Source organism: Stenotrophomonas sp. FBCC-B152 (genome assembly GCF_059134105.1).
Map to the genome: position 1 here is coordinate 1181388 of NZ_CP101442.1, position 20345 is coordinate 1201732.

Sequence of the window (20345 nt, forward strand, 5' to 3'; positions counted from 1 at the left end):
GGTAGAGCGCCATCGGCGCGGTCGATAACCTGCGCGGCTCAATCTGACTCTCTGCGCCCATGAAACGCCTGCTGCTGCTCTTGCTGGCCGGGGCCGGCCTGTGGCTGGCTGCGTGCTCATCGCTCAATTCCTCTGCCGCGTCCACCTCGCTCAGCGATCGACTGGTCGCGCCCGGTGGGGTGTCCACGCTGCTCGATACCGCCCGCATCAGCGAAGCGGTGGCGGCGGTGCCCAACCGGCATGGCTTCGTGACCGGCCGGGCCGGGGTACCGCTGTTCTGGCGGGCGTTCGATCCGGGCCGCTATGGCCTGCGCTACCAGTACCTGGCGCAGCACCATGAGAACGGCGAGCCGTTGAACACGGGCCTGCAGCTGGCCCTGCCGCACCCGTTCAAGCCGCAGGCCCCGCGCGGCACCGTGGTGCTGCTGCACGGCTGGATGATGAACGGCGATTCGATGCTGCCGTGGTCGCTGCAGCTGGCCGAATCGGGCTACCGGGTCATCACCATCGACCTGCGCAACCACGGCCAATCCGGGGCGGGGCCGTCGGGCTACGGCACGTTCGAATCCGACGATGTGGTCGATGTGATCGATACGCTGCAGCAGCGCGGTGAAGTGGTCGGGCCGCTGTACCTGTTCGGCGTGTCCTACGGCGCGGCCACCGCGCTGTTCACCGCGGACAAGCTGGGCGACCGGGTCACCGGTGTGGTGGCGATGGAATCGTTCGCCAATGCCGGCGAGGCGATCCGCAGCATGATCCCGCACCTGATGTCGCTGCAGCCCACCGCGTGGAAGGCGCAGGCGATGGCCGCCTACGGGCGCTGGCGCTATGGCGGGCAGGACATCAACGCGGTGATCGCCGCCGCCAGCCAGCGCCTGGACCTGGACCTGGACGCGGTGGACGTGACCCGTGCGCTGGCCGATACGCGCGCCTGCGTGCTGCTGCTGCACGGCCAGGACGATGCACACGTGCGGGTGGACCAGGGGCGTGCACTGGCCGCCGCCAGCCCGCGCGTGCATTACATCGAGATGCGCGGCGAAGACCACATCACCCTGCCGCTGCGGCTGGACCTGCTGGGTGGCGTGGTCGATGACTGGCTGGCGCATGACGACCATGCCGGTGGCAGCTGCCCGGCGCCGGAGATCCCGCGCGAAGCGGACCGGATGGCCATGTCGGCGGTACCTGTCGGCGACCCGGTGCGGTCGTGAGCGCACCAACAAAAAAGGCAGCCCGTGGCTGCCTTTTTTCGTCTTCGATGCAATGGTGCGCCCGGAGAGATTCGAACTCCCGACCGCCTGGTTCGTAGCCAGGTACTCTATCCAACTGAGCTACGGGCGCGCTTGCATTGTCTGGTTGTTGCCGCGATGTAATGGTGCGCCCGGAGAGATTCGAACTCCCGACCGCCTGGTTCGTAGCCAGGTACTCTATCCAACTGAGCTACGGGCGCATTTACATCACGTTGTCTGTTGCTACCGGCAGAGGCGAAACTGCCAGCCTGTTGATGGTGCGCCCGGAGAGATTCGAACTCCCGACCGCCTGGTTCGTAGCCAGGTACTCTATCCAACTGAGCTACGGGCGCGTCAACAGGAGCGGAATTATGCGGATCGACGCCGCATCCGTCAACGCTTTTGTGAAGGACTTCATTCAAATGAATGAAAAAGCGCCTTCACCACGGCCTCCGGCGCCTTCATCCACGCGAAGTGGTCGGCCCGCGTGCCCAGCGTGCCCGCCGGTACGACGGACAGTGTGGAAGTGACCTGCGGCAGCTTGGCCAGCAGGCCCTGCATCGAGCTGGGCGGCGCCAGCCAGTCGTCGGCCAGCACCACCGCGTCGGCGTGGCCGTGCAGGCGCCGCATGCCGCCTTCCAGGTCCGCCTGCACGCCCTTCGCCGCGTAATGGTTGTTCAGGCCCACCCGGGCCCAGTCGCGGATCAGCCCGCGCGCTTCGGTGCCGCCAAAGCCGAGCCGGCGCCCATGCAGCACGCCCTGGCGCTGCGCCAGCCACGGCAGCAAGCGGTACACCAGCGGCAGCGTCCAGCCGCGCGGGGCAGGGAAGGTGCGCCAGTACGGCGTGCCGGTGGCGACCAGCCAGAAGCGTGCGAACACGCTGGGATGCAGGCCGGCGAACACGCAGGCCAGCTGCCCACCGAGGCTGTGCCCGCCGATGATCAGCGGCGCGGTGCCATGCAGGCGCAGCGCGGCGAGGCTGGCCGGAAGATCCTGCTCGAGGATTTCGCGGTAACCCCAGTCCTGCGCGCGCGACGGGCGCAGGCTGCTGCTGCCGTTGCCGCGCCATTCGTGCAGGAACACGCTGATGCCGCGTGCGGCCAGCGCATCGGCAAACGGCTGGTAGTTGCGCGCCGATACGCCCAGTGCCGGCAGCCACAGCAGCTGCGCGCGCGGCTGCTGTGGCACGCGCCCGATCAGTTCGAAGCGATGGCCGTCATCGGCCTGCACGGGAACCACCAGCGCGCGCGTCATGCCGGCCGCGCCGCGCCGAAGTGATCCAGCACCAGCACCTCGCTGCGGCCAGGCGTGTAGCCGCCCTGCAGGCCGCGTGCGACGTAGTCGATGGCCGCCTCGCAGGCGTTCGGCAGCGACAGCCCGCAGCACAGCTGCGCGGCAATGGCCGAGGCCAGCGTGCAGCCGGTGCCATGCGCGTCCACCGGCAGCCGGGTGTGGATGAATTCTTCGCGGGTGACGCCATCGAAGTAGCGGTCGATCACCCGCGCACCTTCGGCCATGTGGCCGCCCTTGAGCAGCACCGCACCGGCGCCGAGGTCGAGCAGCGCGGCGGCGGCATCTTCGGCGTCATCGGCGTTTTCGATGCGGCGGCCGAGCAGCAGTTCGGCTTCGGGGGTGTTGGGGGTCAGCAGCGTGGCCAGCGGCAGCAGCCGCGTGCGCAGCGCGTCCAGTGCGCTGCCTTCCAGCAGGCGCGCGCCACTGGTGGCTACCATCACCGGGTCCAGCACCACGTGGGTGGGACGATGCTTCTGCAGGGCATCGGCGACCAGCCCGATCACCTCGGCGTTGGCCAGCATGCCCAGCTTGACCGCGTGGATGTCGAAATCGGCGAAGCAGGCATCGATCTGTGCCTGCAGGAAGTCCAGTGGCGGCACGTGCACGGCGGTCACGCCGCGGGTGTTCTGTGCGGTGAGCGCGGCAATCGCCGACAGCCCATGCACGCGGTGCGCGGCAAAGGCCTTCAGGTCGGCCTGGATGCCGGCACCACCGCCGGAATCGGAACCGGCGATGGTGAGGACGGACACGGGGGTGGAAGGGCTCATCCCGCGATTGTGCAGCCGGGCGGCGCGTTGCGCCATCGGGTGCTACCCGGTCTTGCCGCCGTTGAACGCCAGCTCGGAGAACTCGCCACTGGCCGGATCGAACAGCGCGCCCCAGAACTGGTTGCCGCCATCGCACACGCGGATCGCTTCGCGGGCGGGGTCCATCTCGCTGTGGTCGGGCAGGCGGAAGGCGTTGAGGTAGATCAGCTTGCGGCCTTCCACTTCGATGCCGACGTATTGGCGGTCGAAATCGGTGACGTTGGGCACCTGCGCTTCCAGCGAGGGCAATCGGCTTTCCAGCTGTTCGATCTGCTGGCGGCTGGGCGCCCAGTAGCCGGTCACCCGCCCCGGCGTCTGGCCGGGGCTGGGACGCGAGCAGGTATCGAGTACCTGGGCAACCACCAGTGGGCGGGTCACCACCCACGACTGGCCGGTCTTGACCGCCGTCGGCACGGTGGCGCCGGGGCGGGTGTTGGCAGGCGTGCAGGCAGCCGCCAGCGCGGCCAGCGCCAGCGGCAGCAACGCACGGGAGAGGGAACGGTTCACAACACCTCCGAAGCGTAATCGGCCAGGCGCGAACGCTCGCCACGGCGCAGCGTGATGTGCGCGCTGTGCGGCCAGTTCTTGAAGCGGTCCACGGCGTAGGTCAGGCCCGAGGTGGTTTCGGTCAGGTACGGCGTGTCGATCTGTTCGACGTTGCCCAGGCAGACGATCTTGGTGCCGGGGCCGGCACGGGTGATCAGCGTCTTCATCTGCTTGGGGGTGAGATTCTGCGCCTCGTCCAGGATCAGGTAACGCGACAGGAAGGTGCGCCCGCGCATGAAGTTCAACGAGCGGATCTTGATCCGGCTGGCGATCAGGTCGTTGGTCGCCGCACGGCCCCAGGCGCCGCCTTCCTGGGTGTGGGTGAGCACTTCCAGGTTGTCGGTGAGCGCGCCCATCCACGGGGTCATCTTTTCTTCCTCGGTGCCGGGCAGGAAGCCGATGTCCTCGCCCACGCTGACCGTGGCGCGGGTCATGATGATTTCACGGTAGCGCTGCTGGTCCATGGTCTGGGCCAGGCCCGCGGCCAGCGCCAGCAGGGTCTTCCCGGTACCGGCGGTGCCGAGCAGGGTGACGAAATCGATCTCCGGGTCCATCAGCGCGTTCAGCGCGAAATTCTGCTCGCGGTTGCGCGCGCCGATCCCCCACACCGCATGGCTGCCATGGCGGAAATCGTTGACCAGCGACAGGGTGATCTTGCCGCTGCCGTCGACCTTGGCCACCCGCAGTTCGACTTCATCGTCGCCCGGCAGGTACGCGTACTGGTTGGGATGCCAGTCCTCGTCATCGGTGGCCTGGATTTCGTAACTGGTCCGGCCCTTGTCGCTCCAGCTGCGCAGGTCGTTGGTGTGCTTCTTCCAGAAATCTTCCGGCAATTCGGTGGCGCCGGTGTAGAGCAGGCTGAAGTCGTCCAGCGCGCGGTCGTTCTCGTAGTCTTCCGACACGATCCCGGCGATGGCCGCCTTGATCCGCAGGTTGATGTCCTTGGACACGAACACCACCGGGATCTCAGGCACCTGTTCCTTCAGCGCCAGGATCGCGCCGAGGATGGCGTTGTCCGGAATCACCGCGCCGAAGCTCTTGCCGGCATCGAAGTGGCTGGTCTGGAAGCGCAGCAGGCCCACGCTCTGCTTGCCGCGCAGCTGCAGCCCGTTCGGGCGCTGCAGCGGAATGCCGTCTGCCAGGTTGTCCAGGCCTGAGGCCTGCACCAGCTCGTTGAGGAAGCGGCTCACCTGGCGGGCGTTGCGGCTCGCTTCGGAGGTGCCCTTCTTGCCGTTGTCCAGCTCTTCGATCACCTGCATCGGCAGGTAGACATCATGCTCCTCGAACTTGAACAGCGCGGTTGGATCGTGCATGAGCACGTTGGTATCCAGAACGTAGATGCGCTTGCCTCGGGTCATCGTCATTTCCTGGTGGCAGAACAGGGACAAGCCATCACGACCTGCAGGGCAGGGTGATGGCCATTGTGGGGTGCAGGTGGGTCACTGGGTTTTCGCGCCCTTCAGCGCTTCAAGCACGGATTCGGCGTGGCCGGCGACTTTCACCTTGCGCCACGACTGCACGATACGACTGTCGGGAGAAATGAGGAAGGTGCTGCGTTCGATGCCGCGCACCTGCTTGCCGTACATGTTCTTCAGCTTGATCACATCGAACGCGGTGCACAGCGCTTCGTCGCCATCGCTGACCAGCGGGAAGGCAAAGCCCTGCTTGGCGCAGAAGTTGTCGTGGGACTTGACCGAATCGCGCGAAACGCCGAACACCTGGGCGCCGGCGCGCTTGAACTTCGGCAGCAGGGCGTTGAAATCGGTGCCCTCGGTGGTGCAGCCCGGGGTGCTGTCCTTGGGGTAGAAGTACAGCACCAGCCACTGGCCGGCGAGATCGCCGAGGGTGGTGTGGTCGCCGCCGGACAGGGCCAGCGGGAGGGCGAGGGTGGTGCTGTCCAGGGTATCGCCGTTGTTCATGAGGTCCTTGCTGCGGAGCCTGAGTGAAGCGTCTTACAACTGCATGAAACACCGCGCGTTCGTGATGAACGCGCGAAGCCGTCAGAACTTCATCGGGTCCATGATCGCGTCCAGGTTGAGGTGGTCGCAGAATTCGAGGAAATCGTCGCGCAGTGCGGCGATGTGCATGTTGGCGGGCACCCCGATGGTGACCTGCGCCGAGAACATCTCCGCGCCGGTCTGCATGGCGCGGTAGCGGGTGCTCTGCAGGTTTTCGATGGTGATGCCCTGGCGGTCGAAGAAATCGGCCAGCTGGAACAGGATGCCGGGCTTGTCGGCGGCGATCACTTCCACGATGTAGGGCAGCAGGTTGGACTGCGCCTGCTTGGCACCGGTGCGGTACCACACCAGTTTCAGGCCTTCCTCGCGTTCGAGCCGGGTCAGCATGGCTTCCAGCTTGGCCACCGAGTCCCAGGAGCCGGTGGCCAGGGCGGTGACCGAGACATCGCGGCCCACGGTGGCAAGGCGGGCATCGACCAGGTTGCAGCCGCTGTCGGCGATGCGCCGGGTGACGGGCAGCAGGGGGGACTCCGGATGCGTCGTGTAGGCGTTGATCAGGAGATGGTTTTCGGTCGGCGCAGGCCGCGGCGTGGTGTCGGTCAAGGTGGTTCCGGTAATGCGGGATGAGTCTGAACGGCGCCGGCGACGGCGCGTTCGCCGGAGTCCAGCATACTTGCCCGCGCTTTCGACCCGCAAGTAACATGCAACGTACGTCCGACCGCGCTTCCAGCGGCCTTCGTCCCCCTTTCTTCCGAGCATCGTTTCCTTGTCCCTTTCCGGTCTCATCACCGCGCTGGCCACGCCTTTCCAGGCCAATGGCGCATTGGATCCCGACGGTTGGCAGCGCCTGCTGCACCTGCAACTGGAGGGTGGCGTTCACGGGGTGGTGGTCGCCGGGTCGACCGGCGAGGCCGCGACCCTGTCCGATGACGAATACGACCAGCTGCTGCGCAGTGCGGTCAAAACCGTCGCCGGGCGCGTGCCGGTGCTGGCCGGTACCGGCCTGTCGGGAACCGCCAAAACGATCGAACAGACCCGCCGGGCGGCGGCCAGCGGCGCGACCCACGCGCTGGTGGTGACCCCGCCGTACGTGCGCCCGACCCAGGCCGGGCTGATCGCGCACTACCGGGCGGTGGCCGACCAGGGCGGCCTGCCGGTGATCCTGTACAACGTGCCGGGCCGTACCGGCTGCGACATGCTGCCGGAGACGGTGGCCGAGCTGGCCGCGCACCCGAACATCGTGGGCATCAAGGAAGCGGTGGGCGATGTGGGCCGGGTCCAGGCCCTGCTGGCGCTGCGTTCGCCGACCTTTGCGATCCTCAGTGGCGATGACGGCACGGCCGCCCGGTCGATCCTGTCCGGGGTGGACGGGCTGATCTCGGTCGGCTCGAACGCGCTGCCCGGTGCCTACCGGCGCATGTGCGACCTGGCTGCGGCGGGCGAGCGCGAGGCCACCGAGGCCTGGGATGCCCGGCTGGAGCCGTTCCATGAATTCTGCGGGGTGGAACCCAACCCCATCCCGGTGAAGGACCTGCTGCGCCGGATCGGCATCGGCCACGGCCTGCGGCTGCCGCTGCTGCCGTTGTCGGCCGCCCACCACGCCGCCGCCGAACACCTGGCCACCGACATCGGTGCGCTCGAAGCCCTTTCCAGCCACTGACATCAGTGGCCTGACCCAGGAGATTCACATGCGTCAATCCGTTTCCGCCATCCGCGTGCTGTCGTTCGCGATTCTGGCCACCGCCACGCTGGCAGGTGTCACCGGCTGCAAGCGCGGCGTCAAGGGCGACTACGCACTGGCGCCGGAAGTGCGCCCGCTGGAAATCCCGCCGGATCTGAACGCCCCGGGCGCCAGCCCGGCCGCCCAGATGCCGGTGCTGGCCTCGCAGGCCAACAAGCCGGCCCCGTCGCAGGCGCCGGCCAACAATGCCGGTTTCACCATCCCGGGCAGCAAGGACGAGGTGTTCGGCAAGGTCGGCACGGCGCTGGAGTCGGTTGAAGGCGTGAAGATCGCCAGCAAGGCGCAGCTGCTGGGCTCCTACGACGTGGCCTTCGAAGGCAGCGATTTCCTGGTCCGCGTGGTGGCCGTCGAAGCCGGCGCCTACATCTCGGCCGTGGATCCGCGCGGCCTGCCGGCTACCGGCGCGGCCCCGACCAAGCTGCTGGGTGAGCTGAAGGCCAAGCTCGCGCCGTAATTGCACGCTTATTGCGGTTGCAGATTGAAAGAGGCTGCCTGGCTTTGCCCGGCAGCCTTTTTGCATTTTGGCGAACAGCCGGTGGTTTTCGCATGGTCTGGGCTGGGCCGGCGGGTGCGGGGGTACGGGGGGGGCGCCGTAAACCCATCCTTGGGGGCTCTTGCGAAACATCCATGTTTCGCAAAGCCCCCGTACCCCCGCACCCGCCGGCCCCCGACGGTGTGTCGGTGGCCACGGGAGATCAAAAGCAGACGCACGCGCCGCGTAGAGCCGCGCCCTGCGTGGCTGCTCTTGCCATCCGCCTGCGGCCTCCCCGGCACGGGACAATGAAACGTTGCTGTTGCCGTTGCCGTTGCTTCTGCCCTGAAACCAACCAACAAAAAAGGCGCCAGAGGCGCCTTTTTCAGCTTCACCGCTCCAGATACTGGAGCTTGTCCGGCTTGCCGTCCCACTCGCCGGCGTCCTCGGGCGGGTCCTTGCGCACGGTCAGGACCGGCCAGGCCTTGGCCAGCTCGGCATTGAGTTCCACGAACTTTTCCTGGCCGGCGGGCACGTCGTCTTCGGGGAAGATCGCGTTGACCGGGCATTCGGGCTCGCACAGGGTGCAGTCGATGCACTCATCCGGGTCGATCACCAGGAAGTTCGGGCCTTCGTGGAAGCAATCCACGGGGCACACTTCCACGCAATCGGTGTGTTTGCACTTGATGCAGTTTTCAGTGACGACAAAGGGCATGGCTGGATCTGGATCCGACAGTAAGCCGGACAATTCTAGAACAGTTGGGCCTTTGTCGCAGTGCACGATGCGCCGGAGCCGGTCGGTGCGGTTAGATGCCGTTGCCTACCGGTAGACACCCGGGCGGCCAAGAGGCAGGCAGATCAGGCCCCCGCAGCCCTTTGTGGGCGGGCAGGGGCGTGTGAGAACCTGCCGGATGAGACCCCGCTGCGCTGATCCGTTGCTGTCCCACTCCTGCCAGGACCCTTCATGTCCACCACACTTGCAGCCAACGCCGCCCGCGGCGAGAACACCTCCTTCATCGTATTGATCAGCTGCGTCGCCACCATCGGCGGCTTCCTGTTCGGGTTCGACAGCGGCGTCATCAACGGCACCGTCGATGGCCTCAAGCAGACCTTCCAGTCCAGCGAGGCCGGGATCGGCTTCGAGGTCGCCTCCATGCTGCTGGGCTGCGCGATCGGCGCCTTCTTCGCCGGCCGGCTGGGCGACCGCATGGGCCGGCGCGGGGTGCTGATCATCGCCGCCGTCATGTTCCTGCTGTCGGCGCTGGGTGCCGGATCGGCGCACAGCTCGCTGGCGTTCGTGATCGCGCGCGTGATCGGCGGCTTCGCCGTGGGTGCGGCCAGCGTGATGTCGCCGGCCTACATCGCCGAAGTGGCCTCGGCCCGCTATCGCGGGCGGCTGGCCACGGTGCAGCAGATCGCCATCATCAGCGGCCTGTTCTGCGCGTTCCTGAGCAACTTCCTGCTGGCCCGGGCTGCCGGCGCCTCCACCGAGCCGCTGTGGCTGGGCCAGGAAGCCTGGCGCTGGATGTTCTGGATGCAGGCCATTCCGTCGGCCCTGTTCCTGGTGCTGCTGCTGGGGATTCCCGAAAGCCCGCGCTACCTGGTGGTGAAAGGCCGCCGCGCCGATGCGCTGGCGGTGATGACCCGCCTGTACGGCGAAGCCGAGGCCCAGGCCAAGATCGCCGAGATCGAAGGCTCGCTGGCCCAGGACCAGCACCGCCCGCGGCTGTCGGACCTGGTCGACAAGGGCACCGGCAAGCTGCGCGGCATCGTCTGGGTCGGCATCGGCCTGGCCGTGTTCCAGCAGCTGGTCGGCATCAACGTGGTGTTCTATTACGGCGCGGTGCTGTGGCAGGCGGTCGGCTTCTCCGAAAACGACGCACTGCTGATCAACGTGCTGTCCGGCGCACTCAGCATCGGCGCCTGCCTGCTGACCGTGGTGCTGATCGACCGCGTGGGCCGCAAACCGCTGCTGTGGGTGGGCTCGGTCGGCATGTCCGTGGCGCTGGCGCTGATGGTGGTGGCCTTCGCCAGCGGCACCCTGGCCGATGGCCACCTGCAGCTGTCCGACGGCATGGGCCGGCTGGCGCTGGTGGCGGCCAATGTCTACGTGGTGTTCTTCAACATGTCCTGGGGCCCGGTCATGTGGGTGATGCTGGGCGAGATGTTCCCCAACCAGATCCGCGGTTCGGGCCTGGCGGTGGCCGGCGCGGCCCAGTGGACCTCGAACTTCGCCATCACCGTGACCTTCCCGATCCTGCTGGCCGGCATCGGCCTGGCCGGCGCCTACGGTATCTATACGGTGGCGGCGGTGGCCTCGATCTTCTTCGTGCTGCGCTACGTGCGCGAGACCAAGGGCAAGGAGCTGGAGCAGATGGAGGGCTGAGGGCCGGCCCCACAACGCAAAAACCCCGCCAAGGCGGGGTTTTTCGTCGGCTGGCGCGGCAAATGGTGCTCCCTAGGGGACTCGAACCCCTGTTTTAGCCTTGAGAGGGCCACGTCCTAACCTCTAGACGAAGGGAGCATGCTTTGTCGCGAACTGCGCAGCGCGCTAGTATATGGACCTCGATGCCATTGGGCAATCCCGAAACTTCAACCGGAAGCGCCAACATCAATTCCTCCGCTACATCACCGTTCAGTCTGCGCGTGATCCCCCGCGACCAGCACAACATCTCCCGCAAGGACATCAGCCCCAACGCGTTGCGCGTCCTGTACCGGCTGCGCGACTCGGGCTTTGGCGCCTACCTGGTGGGTGGCGCCGTGCGCGACCTGCTGGTCGGCGGCAACCCCAAGGATTTCGACGTGGCCACCGATGCCACGCCGGAGCAGGTCAAGTCGCTGTTCCGCAACTGCCGCCTGATCGGGCGCCGCTTCCGGCTGGCGCACGTGGTGTTCGGCCGTGAAATCATCGAAGTGGCCACCTTCCGCGCCAACATCGACGATGGCAGCGGCGACCGCGAGATGGAAAACGGCATGCTGGTGCGCGACAACGTGTACGGCAGCATCGAAGACGACGCGGTGCGCCGCGACTTCACCTGCAACGCGCTGTACTACGCCATCGAGGATTTCTCGGTGCGCGATTACACCGGCGGCTTCGAAGACGTGCAGGCGCGCCTGATGAAACTCATCGGCGATCCGGAAAAGCGCTACCAGGAAGACCCGGTGCGCATGCTGCGCGCGGTGCGCCTGGCCGCCAAGCTCGGCTTCCAGATCGACGACGCCAGCGCCGAACCGCTGCCGCGCCTGGCCAGCCTGCTCTGCGAAGCCGCGCCGGCCCGGCTGTTCGAGGAAGTGCTCAAGCTGTTCCTGTCCGGCCACGGCGTGGCCAGCTTCGAAGGGCTGGAGCGTTACGGCCTGCTCGACGTGCTGTTCCCGGAAAGTGCCGCCGCGCTGCGCAGCAACCGCAGTGGCGCGCTGCGCCGCATGGTCATCGAAGGCCTGCACAACACCGACCAGCGCGTGGCCAACGACGAGCCGGTCTCGCCCTCGTTCCTGTTCGCACTGCTGCTGTGGCCGGCGTTCTGCCGCGCGCTGGCGACCCTGCAGAAGCAGGGCGTGCAGCTGGAAGAGGCGCAGCGCCGTGCCGCCGACCGGGTCACCCTGCACCAGCTGACCACCATCGCGCTGCCGCGCCGGTTCTCGCTGCCGATGCAGGAAATCTGGCTGCTGCAGGGCCGCTTCAGTTCGCGCCAGCGCAAGCGCGTGATCCGCACGCTGACCCACCCGCGCTTCCGTGCCGCGTTCGACTTCCTGGCCCTGCGCCAGGTGGCCTCCAGCGAGCACGAAGCCGATGTGGAGTTCTGGCGCGAAGCCCAGCTGCAGTCCGGCCCCGAGCTGGATTCCACGCTGGACGCCGCGCAGGCCGAAGGCGAGCTGGACGAGAACGGGGCACCGCGCAAGCGCCGCCGCCGCCGTCGTCGTCCCGGTGGCGCCGCAGGCGAGTAAGCCGTGACCCTGGCCTGTATTGGACTGGGCGCCAACCTGGGCGACGCCGCGCAGACCCTGCGCGCGGCGTTCGCGGCCATGGCCGCGCTGCCGCTGACCACGCTGCGGGCGCGCTCGCAGCTGTACAGCACGCCGGCCTGGGGCAATGAAGACCAGCCGGCGTTCGTCAACGCTGCCGCGCTGCTCGACACCGGGCTGGAACCGACCGCGCTGCTGGAGGCCCTGCTGGGCATAGAGCGCGACTTCGGCCGGGTTCGCGACGCGGCCGTGCACTGGGGCCCGCGCACGCTCGACCTGGACCTGCTGCTGTATGGCGATGCGGTGATCGACCTGCCGCAGCTGAAGGTGCCGCACCCCTACCTGCACGAACGCGCGTTCGCGTTGCTGCCGCTGGCCGAGATCGCCCCGGAGGCGATGATTCCGGGGCAGGGCCGCGTGCGGGACGCTGCGATGCGTATCGAGGCCTGCTGGATCGCGCCAATAGGAGGATAATGCGGGGCTTATCGCCACCGGTTATCAGCTCATGAGTACCCACGCAGACAGCAAGCCCTGGACCGTCCCCGCACTGGCCGAGGCCAAGCGAAACGGCCAGAAGCTGGTCATGCTGACCGCCTACGACGCCGGCTTCGCGCGTGCGTTCGATGCCAATGGCGTCGACCTGATCCTGATCGGCGATTCGCTGGGCATGGTGGTGCAGGGGCACGATTCCACGCTGCCGGTGACCACCGACGACATGGTCTACCACACCCGCGCCGTGGCCCGCGTGCTGCAGCGTGCGCTGCTGGTGGCCGACCTGCCGTTCGGCGCCGATGCCACCCCCGAACGCGCGCTGGACGCCTCGCTGCGCCTGCTCCAGGCCGGTGCGGAGATGGTCAAGATCGAAGGCGCCGGCTTCAAGCTGGACATCATCCGCTACCTGGTGGAACGCGAGATCCCGGTGTGTTCGCACCTGGGCCTGACCCCGCAGTCGGTGCTGCGCCTGGGCGGTTACAAGGTGCAGGGCCGCGGCGACGCCGCCCAGCAGCTGCGTGACGATGCCAAGGCCGCGGTCGATGCCGGCGCCACCCTGATCGTCCTCGAGTGCGTGCCGACCCCGATCGCCACCCAGGTCACCGCCGACGTGGCCGTGCCCACCATCGGCATCGGTGCCGGCCCCGGCTGCGATGGCCAAGTACTGGTGCTGCACGATTTCATCGGCCTGGACAGCGGCCATCGCCGTCCCAAGTTCGTCAAGGATTTCCTTGCCGAAGGCGGGTCGGTTGCCGGCGCCGTCCGTGCCTATGCCGACGCCGTGCGCGACGGCTCCTTCCCCGACGCAGAACACGCCTACGCCTCATGATCGACACCGTCACCGAACTGTCCCGCCTGCGCGCCGTCGTCAACGGCTGGAAGCGCGAGGGCCTGCGCGTTGCGCTGGTCCCCACCATGGGCAACCTGCACGCCGGCCATTACTCGCTGGTCACCCTGGCCAGGCAATACGCCGACCGCGTGGTCTCCAGCGTGTTCGTCAACCCGACCCAGTTCGGCCCCAACGAGGACTTCACCCGCTACCCGCGCACCCCGGAAGCCGACACCACCGGGCTCGAGCAGGCCGGCTGTGACGTGCTGTGGCTGCCCACGGTCGAATCGATGTATCCGTTCGGGGTGGAGCTGGCGGCCAGCGTGAACGTGCCGGGCATTTCCAGCCTGCTTGAAGGCGCACACCGCCCGGGCCACTTCGACGGCGTGTGCACCGTGGTCTCGCGCCTGTTCAACCAGGTCCAGCCGGACGTGGCCGCCTTCGGCAAGAAGGACTACCAGCAGCTGGCGGTGATCCGCCAGATGGTGGAAGACCTGGCCTTCCCGATCCAGATCGTGGGCGGCGACATCGTGCGCGAAACCGATGGCCTGGCCATGAGCTCGCGCAACCAGTACCTCAACGCCGAACAGCGCCCGGTCTCGACCACCATCCACCAGGTGCTGCTGGGCATGCGCGAAGGCTTCATCGCCGGCAAGACCCGCAGCCTGATCGAAGCCGAAGCCGCATCGGCCCTGCAGGCTGCCGGCTTCCAGGTCGACTACGCGGTAGTGCGCAAGCCGGACCTGTCCGAGCCGGCCGACAGCGAAGACGGCAACCGCGTCGCCCTGATCGCCGCGCGCATCGGCAACACCCGCCTGATCGACAACCTGGAGTTCTGAGCGGCAGCGCCGGCCGTTGGCTGCGGGCCGGCCCCGGGGTAGGGTCGGTTCCCAAACGACTGCCGATACAGGCACATCGTCCGGTAACGCATGACCTCTGGCAAAATCGCTTCTCCGGCCACGGTCATGCATCCCAGCGCGGATCAACAGGGTCGGCAGTCGTTTGGAAACCGACCGTACCGTCGTGCGCCACGGACGGTACCTGAATGGTTGGCAGCGGGCAGGGCTCCATAACGGCCGCCCGGCCCCCGGGTGCTAGAATTTCCCTTTCCTTTACGTCGTCCCGTGCCATGCACCTCTCCCTGCTCAAGACCAAGATCCACCGCGCCACCGTGACCCATTCGGAGCTGAACTACGAAGGGTCCATCGCCATCGATGACAACCTGCTGCTGGCCACCGGCATCCGCGAATTCGAGCAGGTGCACATCTGGGACGTCACCAACGGTGCGCGCTTCTCGACCTATGCCATCCGCGCCGAAGCGGGTAGCGGCGTGGTCTCGCTCAACGGCGGCGCCGCGCGCCACGTGCAGGTCGGCGACATCATCATCATTGCCGCCTTCGCCAGCATGAGTGAAGAAGAAGCTGACAGCTTCCGGCCGAAGTTGGTATATGTGGACGGCAACAACCAGATCTCCCACACCAACGACAGCATCCCGACCCAGGCCGCATGACACAGACCAACGGATTCGACCCGCTTCACTCCCATGCCCAGCGCCTGCGTGGCGCGAGCATCCCCGCACTGATCGCCGCCGAACCCGGTCGCGCACAATCGCTGGGGCTGCGGGTCGGTCCGTTGTATGCCAACTTCGCGCGGCAGAAGTACGACCGCGCGGCGCTGGATGCGCTGCTGCAGCTGGCCGCCGAGCGCGATGTCGCCGGCGGCTTCCAGCGCCTGTTCCGTGGCGAGACGGTCAACGTCACCGAAGGCCGCGCTGCGCTGCACACCGCCCTGCGTGGCGATGTCAGTGGCGCCCCGGTCGCCGCTGAAGCCTTCGCCACCGCCGCGCAGGTGCGCGCGCAGATGGGCGAACTGATCGCCGCGCTGGAAAAGACCAACGTCACCGACATCGTCAGCGTCGGCATCGGCGGTTCGGACCTCGGTCCGCGCCTGGTCGCCGACGCGCTGCGCCCGGTCACCGGCGCGCGCTTCCGCGTGCATTTCGTTTCCAACGTGGACGGCGCCGCCATGCAGCGCACGCTGGCCACGCTGGACCCGGCCACCACCGCCGGCATCCTGATCTCCAAGACCTTCGGTACCCAGGAAACCCTGCTCAACGGGCAGATCCTGCATGACTGGCTGGGCGGCAGCGAACGCCTCTACGCCGTCAGCGCCAACCCCGAACGCGCCGCCAAGGCCTTCTCGATCGCCGCCGGCCGCGTGCTGCCGATGTGGGACTGGGTGGGCGGGCGCTATTCGCTGTGGTCGGCGGTCGGTTTTCCGATCGCGTTGGCGATCGGCTTCGAACGTTTCGAACAACTGCTGGCCGGTGCGGCCGAAATGGATGCCCACGCGCTCAACGCACCGCTGGCGCAGAACCTGCCGGTGCTGCATGCCCTGACCGACATCTGGAACCGCAACCTGCTCGGCCATGCCACCCATGCGGTGATGACCTATGACCAGCGCCTGGCGCTGCTGCCGGCCTACCTGCAGCAGCTGGTGATGGAAAGCCTGGGCAAGCGCGTGCAGCTCGACGGCAGCCCGGTCGGCAGCGACACCGTGTCGGTGTGGTGGGGCGGGGCGGGTACCGACGTGCAGCACAGCTTCTTCCAGGCGCTGCACCAGGGCACCAGCGTGATCCCGGCCGATTTCATCGGCTGCGTGCACAACGACGATCCGTATGAAATCAACCACCAGGCGCTGATGGCCAACCTGCTGGCGCAGACCGAAGCACTGGCCAACGGCCAGGGCAGCGACGATCCGCACCGCGAGTACCCGGGCGGCCGCCCCAGCACGCTGATCCTGCTGGACGCGTTGACCCCGCAGTCGCTGGGTGCGCTGATCGCGATGTACGAACACGCCGTGTACGTGCAGTCGCTGATCTGGAACATCAACGCCTTCGACCAGTTCGGCGTGGAGCTGGGCAAGCAGCTGGCCAGCCAGCTGCTGCCGGCGCTGCAGGGCGAGGCCCATGGCATCACCGATCCGGTGACGCTGGAGCTGTTGGGTCGGCTTCGGTAACAAACGTATCGACCAACGGTCGATACCTACCGGCGTGACGACCGCCGGGCGCGGTAGGCGACGACCGTCGGTCGTCGCGCGGCGATCCCACCGTTACCGCGTCGGATCCCGCTCCGGGCTGGGCCGCTTGGCCAATTTCCGCTGCAACGAACGCCGGTGCATGCCCAACAGGCGTGCAGCGGCCGAGACATTGCCGCCCGTCTCATGCATCGCCTGCTGGATGTGTTCCCACTGCAGGCGGCTGATCGGGGTCATCGCATCCGGTGGCTCCATCTCGCCATCGTCGGCCGGGCCGTCGTCTTCCTCGCCCAGCGCACGCAGGATCATCGGCACCGTGGCCGGCTTGGGCAGGTAGTCATCGGCGCCCAGCTTGATCGCCTCCACCGCGGTGGCAATGCTGGCGTAGCCGGTCACCAGCAGGATGCGCATGTCCTCGCGCAGCGCCCGCAGCGGCTGGATCAACGCCAGGCCGGATTCCGAACCCAGCTTCAGATCGATCAAGGCGTAGGCCGGCGGCTGCTGCCGGGCCAGCACCAGTGCCGAGGCGATGTCGCTGGCGGTCACCGTTTCCAGTCCCTTGCGGGCCAGGCTGCGCTGCAGCGTGCGCAGGTACAGTTCGTCGTCGTCGACCAGCAGGCCGTGGCTGGAGGCGGGCAGGGTGGGGGTATTCATGGCGAAATCTCCGGTGCAGCCAGGGGCAGGCGGAAGCCGACGCGGGTGCCGGCGCCCTGCGCGGGCCGCATCCACAACTCGCCGTCCAGGCGCTCGATGGTGGCATGGGACAGGGCCAGGCCCACGCCCATGCCCTGAGTCTTGCCGCTGTTGAACAGGGTGCCGGGCAGCACCGCATCGCGCGCGTCGAAACCGCGCCCGTAATCGCGCACTTCGCCGATCAGGTCGTGTCCCTCGATGCGCAGGGTCAGGTCCACCTGCGGCCGTTCGGCCTGTTCGCCGGCGTCGGCGGCGTTGTTGAGCAGCACCATCAACAGATGGCCGATGCCCGGGTCCAGCGGCAGCTGCAGCGGGGCATCCTCGTTGCGCTTGAGGGTGATGGTCGGGCGCACCAGCTGCCACTGCTCCAGCACCTGCGGCAGGGTTACCGCCTCGTTGCCGCGCGCCTGGCCGGCGGCCGGGCGGGCCAGTGCCAGCACCCGTTCGCGGCACTGCACCAGCAGCTCGCGCAGCGTGTCCACGTCGTCGCGTACTTCCGGGTTGTCGGTCTGGTCGGCGATGTCGTCGGCCAGCAGGGTCATGGTCGCCAGCGGCGTGTTGAGTTCATGCGCCACCGAGGCGGCGTGGGTGGCCAGCGCCACGATGCCCTCGTTGCGCGCGAAGCGTTCGCGCAGCAGCGCAAGTTCGTGTTCGCGCCGGCGCAGCGCCATCGCCAGCCGGGTGGCGAAGGCCAGCACCACCGCCGCCGACAGCAGGAAGTTGGCCACCACGCCCCACTGGTGCAGGTCCATGGCGGTGAAATAGCCGTGCGGCAGCGGCTTGCCGAAGATACCGCTGACCGCATAGCCGATCAGGCAGGCGGCGGCCACCGCCAGGGTCCAGCGCACCGGCAGCGCCAGCGCGGCCAGCGCGATCAGGATCAGGAACAGCGAGCCGAACGGGTTGCCGACCCCGCCGCTCCAGCCGACCATCCAGGTCAGCACCGCCACGTCCACCAGGATGTGGCAGAACGCGGTCAGCGGCGCGGTATCGGCATCCAGCACCCGCAGCTGCGCGTACAGGTTGAACAGGATCAGCACGAGCACCCCGGACCACAGCGGCAGCTGCGGCAGTTCCAGCCCCAGCACCCAGCTGGCCACCAGGATGGTCGCGGCCTGGCCGGCCACGGCCAGCCAGCGCAGGCTGCACAGGGTGCGTAGGAAGGGGGCGTCGGTACCGGTCATCGGCTGCCATCGTATGCGCTTGCGCGGTTGGCTGCCTGCGACAATCGGCCGCATCGGGCCTCCCCGCGCGCGCTGGGCGCGCTAAAATGGGGAATGCACGACGCCGTCAGCCAACCGACCCAACCTTCCGACACCACCGTGTGGGCCCGCCGCCAGACCCAGCCTGTCCGCATCGGTGGCGTGGTCGTGGGTGGGGGCCAGCCCGTGGTGGTCCAGTCGATGACCAACACCGACACCGCCGACGTGGCCTCCAGCGTCAAGCAGGTGGCCGAGCTGTGGCGGGCCGGCTCGGAAATGGTGCGCCTGACCGTGAACAATCCCGAGTCGGCCGCCGCCATTCCACGCATCGTGGAAAAGCTGCGGATGATGGGGATCGAGGTCCCGCTGATCGGCGACTTCCATTACAACGGCCACCAGTTGCTGACCCAGGAACCGGCCTGCGCCGAAGCGCTGGCCAAGTACCGGATCAACCCCGGCAACGTCGGCTTCGGCAAGAAGAAGGACACCCAGTTCGCGCAGCTGATCGAGTTCGCGATCCGCTACGACAAGCCGGTGCGCATCGGCGCCAACTGGGGCTCGCTGGACCAGTCGCTGGCCGCGCGCCTGATGGACGAGAACAGCCAGCGCGCCCAGCCCTGGGACGCCGGCCGGGTGCTGCGCGAAGCGCTGATCCGTTCGGCGTTGGATTCGGCACACACCGCCGTGGAACTGGGCCTGCCGCGCGACCGCATCGTGCTGTCGGCCAAGGTCAGCGGCGTGCAGGAACTGATCGCGGTGTACCGCGACCTGGCCCAGCGTTCGGACTTCGCCCTGCACCTGGGCCTGACCGAAGCCGGCATCGGCAGCAAGGGCATCGTCGCCTCCTCGGCGGCACTGGCCGTGCTGCTGCAGGAAGGGATCGGCGACACCATCCGCATTTCGCTGACGCCCGAACCCGGCCAGTCGCGCACGCAGGAAGTGATCGTCGCCCAGGAACTGCTGCAGACCACCGGCCAGCGCGCCTTCACCCCGCTGGTCACCGCGTGCCCGGGCTGCGGCCGCACCACCTCCGAGTTCTTCCAGGAGCTGGCCAAGGTCGTGCAGAACCACGTGCGCGGCAAGATGCCCGAATGGAAGGTCAGCCACCCCGGCGCGGAAAACATGACCCTGGCCGTGATGGGCTGCATCGTCAACGGGCCCGGCGAATCGCGCCACGCCAACATCGGCATCTCGCTGCCCGGCACCGGTGAAACCCCGGCCGCGCCCGTGTTCGTCGATGGCGAAAAGACGGTGACCCTGCGCGGTGACAACATCGCCCAGGAATTCGTGGCGCTGATCGACGCGTACGTCGAACGCAAGTATGTCCGAAGCGTCGGATAAGCCCGCCGTGCTGGCGGCGCCGGAGCCGGCCGCCGGCTTCCGCCACTGGATGGCGCGCAATGCCTGGCGCTTCGTGCTGCTGTTTGCCGGCGTGCTGCTGCCGCTGGCCGGCTTCGTGGCCCTGGCCGACGAAGTGCACGAGCTGGAGGCGTTCTACTTCGACGCCCCGCTGCTGTGGAAGATGCATGACGTGGCCCGGCCCAGCCTGGATGCCGCGTTCGTGTTCATTTCCCGGATCGGCTACCAGTGGGGCGTGATCCCGGCCGACATCCTGATCGTGGCCGTGCTGCTGCTGCGCCGGCGCTGGCGCGAAGCCAGCTTCGCCGCGCTCAGCTTCGCCGGCTCGGCCCTGCTCAACATCGGCAGCAAGCAGTTCTTCCAGCGCGACCGGCCGACCCTGTGGGAGTCGATCGCCCCGGAAAGCACCTACAGCTTCCCCAGCGGCCACGCCATGGGCTCGATGACCCTCGCCGCCGTGCTGGTGCTGCTGGCCTGGAACACCCGCTGGCGTTGGCCGGCGGTGGTGTTCGGCGTGCTGTTCGCCGGCTCGGTCAGCCTTTCACGCATCTACCTGGGCGTGCATTACCCTTCCGACATCCTGGCCGGATGGTGTGCCGCACTGGTTTGGGTGGTAGGGTGTTTCCTGGTGATGTTCCGCCGCCGCCATCCTTGGCGCCGCCGGCACTGACCGGCCTGCTGGGAGCAGGCTGGATGCGGCAGGGGTTTCCGCGGACCGTGATAGGTCCA

21 protein-coding genes and 4 tRNA genes are annotated in these 20345 nt (G+C 67.8%); 12 read left to right on the forward strand and 13 right to left on the reverse strand.

Translation table 11 applies throughout. The features are described 5' to 3' along the window. Positions 1 to 59: 59 nt before the first annotated feature. Positions 60 to 1208, forward strand: a complete 1149-nt coding sequence (locus tag NMB40_RS05760) for an alpha/beta fold hydrolase (protein ID WP_494360428.1) — start codon at positions 60 to 62, stop codon at positions 1206 to 1208. Between the two features lie 53 nt (positions 1209 to 1261). Here the strand turns inward: NMB40_RS05760 and NMB40_RS05765 are convergent. From NMB40_RS05765 to NMB40_RS05805, 9 genes are all read right to left on the reverse strand, one after another. Beyond that, positions 1262 to 1338: transfer RNA gene (locus NMB40_RS05765), tRNA-Arg, on the reverse strand. A gap of 32 nt (positions 1339 to 1370) precedes the next feature. Continuing rightward, positions 1371 to 1447, reverse strand: a tRNA-Arg gene (locus NMB40_RS05770). Positions 1448 to 1502: 55 nt separating this feature from the next. Further along, positions 1503 to 1579, reverse strand: a tRNA-Arg gene (locus NMB40_RS05775). Between the two features lie 61 nt (positions 1580 to 1640). Further along, on the reverse strand, positions 1641 to 2480 hold the full coding sequence (locus NMB40_RS05780) for an alpha/beta hydrolase family protein (RefSeq protein WP_494360429.1): 840 nt from the start codon (positions 2478 to 2480) through the stop codon (positions 1641 to 1643). Next, a complete protein-coding gene (gene thiD, locus NMB40_RS05785) occupies positions 2477 to 3286 on the reverse strand; it encodes a bifunctional hydroxymethylpyrimidine kinase/phosphomethylpyrimidine kinase (protein ID WP_282248204.1) in 810 nt (269 codons plus the stop codon). The genes NMB40_RS05780 and thiD overlap by 4 nt, the downstream gene beginning before the upstream one ends. A 42-nt stretch (positions 3287 to 3328) precedes the next feature. Beyond that, the gene (locus NMB40_RS05790; protein ID WP_494360430.1) at positions 3329 to 3832 is read right to left on the reverse strand and encodes a hypothetical protein; all 504 of its coding nucleotides are present in this window, start codon (positions 3830 to 3832) and stop codon (positions 3329 to 3331) included. Next, entirely contained in the window at positions 3829 to 5229 is a 1401-nt protein-coding gene (locus NMB40_RS05795; RefSeq protein ID WP_448142460.1) for a PhoH family protein, read from the reverse strand. The genes NMB40_RS05790 and NMB40_RS05795 overlap by 4 nt, the downstream gene beginning before the upstream one ends. Positions 5230 to 5310: 81 nt before the next feature. Then, a complete protein-coding gene (locus NMB40_RS05800) occupies positions 5311 to 5790 on the reverse strand; it encodes a peroxiredoxin (RefSeq protein ID WP_494360431.1) in 480 nt (159 codons plus the stop codon). A gap of 81 nt (positions 5791 to 5871) precedes the next feature. Continuing rightward, positions 5872 to 6432, reverse strand: a complete 561-nt coding sequence (locus NMB40_RS05805; RefSeq protein ID WP_019183297.1) for a glycine cleavage system transcriptional repressor — start codon at positions 6430 to 6432, stop codon at positions 5872 to 5874. Between the two features lie 163 nt (positions 6433 to 6595). On the opposite strand from NMB40_RS05805, the gene dapA reads away from it, so the two are divergent. Next, positions 6596 to 7489 carry a 4-hydroxy-tetrahydrodipicolinate synthase gene (gene dapA / locus NMB40_RS05810; protein WP_282248200.1) on the forward strand — a complete coding sequence of 298 codons (894 nt, stop codon included), beginning with the start codon at positions 6596 to 6598 and terminating at the stop codon, positions 7487 to 7489. A gap of 28 nt (positions 7490 to 7517) precedes the next feature. After that, positions 7518 to 8024 carry a hypothetical protein gene (locus tag NMB40_RS05815; RefSeq protein WP_494360432.1) on the forward strand — a complete coding sequence of 169 codons (507 nt, stop codon included), beginning with the start codon at positions 7518 to 7520 and terminating at the stop codon, positions 8022 to 8024. A gap of 409 nt (positions 8025 to 8433) precedes the next feature. Here the strand turns inward: NMB40_RS05815 and fdxA are convergent, their stop codons facing one another. Next, positions 8434 to 8757 (reverse strand): ferredoxin FdxA, encoded by a 324-nt coding sequence (gene fdxA, locus NMB40_RS05820; protein ID WP_282248242.1) that lies wholly within the window; start codon positions 8755 to 8757, stop codon positions 8434 to 8436. 249 nt (positions 8758 to 9006) lie between these two features. Between fdxA and NMB40_RS05825 the strand changes: the two genes are divergently transcribed. Further along, positions 9007 to 10428, forward strand: coding sequence for a sugar porter family MFS transporter (locus NMB40_RS05825; RefSeq protein ID WP_282248241.1), 1422 nt, complete (start codon positions 9007 to 9009; stop codon positions 10426 to 10428). A 63-nt stretch (positions 10429 to 10491) separates the two neighbouring features. On the opposite strand, the gene NMB40_RS05830 is transcribed toward NMB40_RS05825, so the two are convergent. Beyond that, positions 10492 to 10566 (reverse strand) — tRNA-Glu (locus tag NMB40_RS05830). A gap of 50 nt (positions 10567 to 10616) precedes the next feature. Here NMB40_RS05830 and pcnB point away from each other — a divergent pair. The 6 genes from pcnB (at position 10617) to pgi (ending at position 16344) form a co-directional block, all read left to right on the forward strand. Then, positions 10617 to 11987 carry a polynucleotide adenylyltransferase PcnB gene (gene pcnB / locus NMB40_RS05835; RefSeq protein ID WP_494361046.1) on the forward strand — a complete coding sequence of 457 codons (1371 nt, stop codon included), beginning with the start codon at positions 10617 to 10619 and terminating at the stop codon, positions 11985 to 11987. Positions 11988 to 11990: 3 nt separating this feature from the next. Beyond that, on the forward strand, positions 11991 to 12479 hold the full coding sequence (gene folK, locus NMB40_RS05840; protein ID WP_494360433.1) for a 2-amino-4-hydroxy-6-hydroxymethyldihydropteridine diphosphokinase: 489 nt from the start codon (positions 11991 to 11993) through the stop codon (positions 12477 to 12479). A gap of 31 nt (positions 12480 to 12510) precedes the next feature. Further along, positions 12511 to 13326, forward strand: a complete 816-nt coding sequence (gene panB / locus NMB40_RS05845; protein WP_494360434.1) for a 3-methyl-2-oxobutanoate hydroxymethyltransferase — start codon at positions 12511 to 12513, stop codon at positions 13324 to 13326. After that, the gene (gene panC, locus NMB40_RS05850) at positions 13323 to 14165 is read left to right on the forward strand and encodes a pantoate--beta-alanine ligase (protein WP_282248238.1); all 843 of its coding nucleotides are present in this window, start codon (positions 13323 to 13325) and stop codon (positions 14163 to 14165) included. Before panB ends, panC begins: the two co-directional genes overlap by 4 nt. Positions 14166 to 14455: 290 nt before the next feature. Next, entirely contained in the window at positions 14456 to 14836 is a 381-nt protein-coding gene (panD, locus tag NMB40_RS05855; protein ID WP_068850963.1) for an aspartate 1-decarboxylase, read from the forward strand. Beyond that, positions 14833 to 16344 carry a glucose-6-phosphate isomerase gene (gene pgi, locus NMB40_RS05860; protein WP_489989850.1) on the forward strand — a complete coding sequence of 504 codons (1512 nt, stop codon included), beginning with the start codon at positions 14833 to 14835 and terminating at the stop codon, positions 16342 to 16344. Before panD ends, pgi begins: the two co-directional genes overlap by 4 nt. A gap of 93 nt (positions 16345 to 16437) precedes the next feature. Here pgi and NMB40_RS05865 read toward each other — a convergent pair whose 3' ends face one another. After that, complete coding sequence (locus NMB40_RS05865) at positions 16438 to 17016, reverse strand: response regulator transcription factor (protein WP_184124062.1); 579 nt, start codon at positions 17014 to 17016, stop codon at positions 16438 to 16440. Continuing rightward, on the reverse strand, positions 17013 to 18239 hold the full coding sequence (locus tag NMB40_RS05870) for an ATP-binding protein (protein ID WP_448142469.1): 1227 nt from the start codon (positions 18237 to 18239) through the stop codon (positions 17013 to 17015). Before NMB40_RS05870 ends, NMB40_RS05865 begins: the two co-directional genes overlap by 4 nt. A gap of 93 nt (positions 18240 to 18332) precedes the next feature. Here NMB40_RS05870 and ispG point away from each other — a divergent pair, with 93 nt between their 5' ends. Both ispG and NMB40_RS05880 read left to right on the forward strand, forming a co-directional pair. After that, positions 18333 to 19598, forward strand: coding sequence for a flavodoxin-dependent (E)-4-hydroxy-3-methylbut-2-enyl-diphosphate synthase (gene ispG, locus NMB40_RS05875; RefSeq protein WP_448142470.1), 1266 nt, complete (start codon positions 18333 to 18335; stop codon positions 19596 to 19598). Then, positions 19579 to 20286 carry a phosphatase PAP2 family protein gene (locus NMB40_RS05880; RefSeq protein WP_494360435.1) on the forward strand — a complete coding sequence of 236 codons (708 nt, stop codon included), beginning with the start codon at positions 19579 to 19581 and terminating at the stop codon, positions 20284 to 20286. Before ispG ends, NMB40_RS05880 begins: the two co-directional genes overlap by 20 nt. Positions 20287 to 20345: the final 59 nt, after the last annotated feature.

Excerpts from the sequence above, each read along its gene's own strand:
- NMB40_RS05825 (WP_282248241.1), top strand. The coding sequence starts at position 9,007 with ATGTCCACCACACTTGCAGCCAACGCCGCCCGCGGCGAGAACACCTCC.
- pgi (WP_489989850.1), top strand. The coding sequence starts at position 14,833 with ATGACACAGACCAACGGATTCGACCCGCTTCACTCCCATGCCCAGCGC.
- NMB40_RS05815 (WP_494360432.1), top strand. The coding sequence starts at position 7,518 with ATGCGTCAATCCGTTTCCGCCATCCGCGTGCTGTCGTTCGCGATTCTG.
- NMB40_RS05865 (WP_184124062.1), bottom strand. The coding sequence starts at position 17,016 with ATGAATACCCCCACCCTGCCCGCCTCCAGCCACGGCCTGCTGGTCGAC.
- ispG (WP_448142470.1), top strand. The coding sequence starts at position 18,333 with ATGCACGACGCCGTCAGCCAACCGACCCAACCTTCCGACACCACCGTG.
- NMB40_RS05880 (WP_494360435.1), top strand. The coding sequence starts at position 19,579 with ATGTCCGAAGCGTCGGATAAGCCCGCCGTGCTGGCGGCGCCGGAGCCG.
- NMB40_RS05800 (WP_494360431.1), bottom strand. The coding sequence starts at position 5,790 with ATGAACAACGGCGATACCCTGGACAGCACCACCCTCGCCCTCCCGCTG.
- panD (WP_068850963.1), top strand. The coding sequence starts at position 14,456 with ATGCACCTCTCCCTGCTCAAGACCAAGATCCACCGCGCCACCGTGACC.
- NMB40_RS05760 (WP_494360428.1), top strand. The coding sequence starts at position 60 with ATGAAACGCCTGCTGCTGCTCTTGCTGGCCGGGGCCGGCCTGTGGCTG.
- NMB40_RS05780 (WP_494360429.1), bottom strand. The coding sequence starts at position 2,480 with ATGACGCGCGCGCTGGTGGTTCCCGTGCAGGCCGATGACGGCCATCGC.
- panC (WP_282248238.1), top strand. The coding sequence starts at position 13,323 with ATGATCGACACCGTCACCGAACTGTCCCGCCTGCGCGCCGTCGTCAAC.
- thiD (WP_282248204.1), bottom strand. The coding sequence starts at position 3,286 with ATGAGCCCTTCCACCCCCGTGTCCGTCCTCACCATCGCCGGTTCCGAT.
- NMB40_RS05870 (WP_448142469.1), bottom strand. The coding sequence starts at position 18,239 with ATGACCGGTACCGACGCCCCCTTCCTACGCACCCTGTGCAGCCTGCGC.
- NMB40_RS05795 (WP_448142460.1), bottom strand. The coding sequence starts at position 5,229 with ATGACCCGAGGCAAGCGCATCTACGTTCTGGATACCAACGTGCTCATG.
- panB (WP_494360434.1), top strand. The coding sequence starts at position 12,511 with ATGAGTACCCACGCAGACAGCAAGCCCTGGACCGTCCCCGCACTGGCC.
- fdxA (WP_282248242.1), bottom strand. The coding sequence starts at position 8,757 with ATGCCCTTTGTCGTCACTGAAAACTGCATCAAGTGCAAACACACCGAT.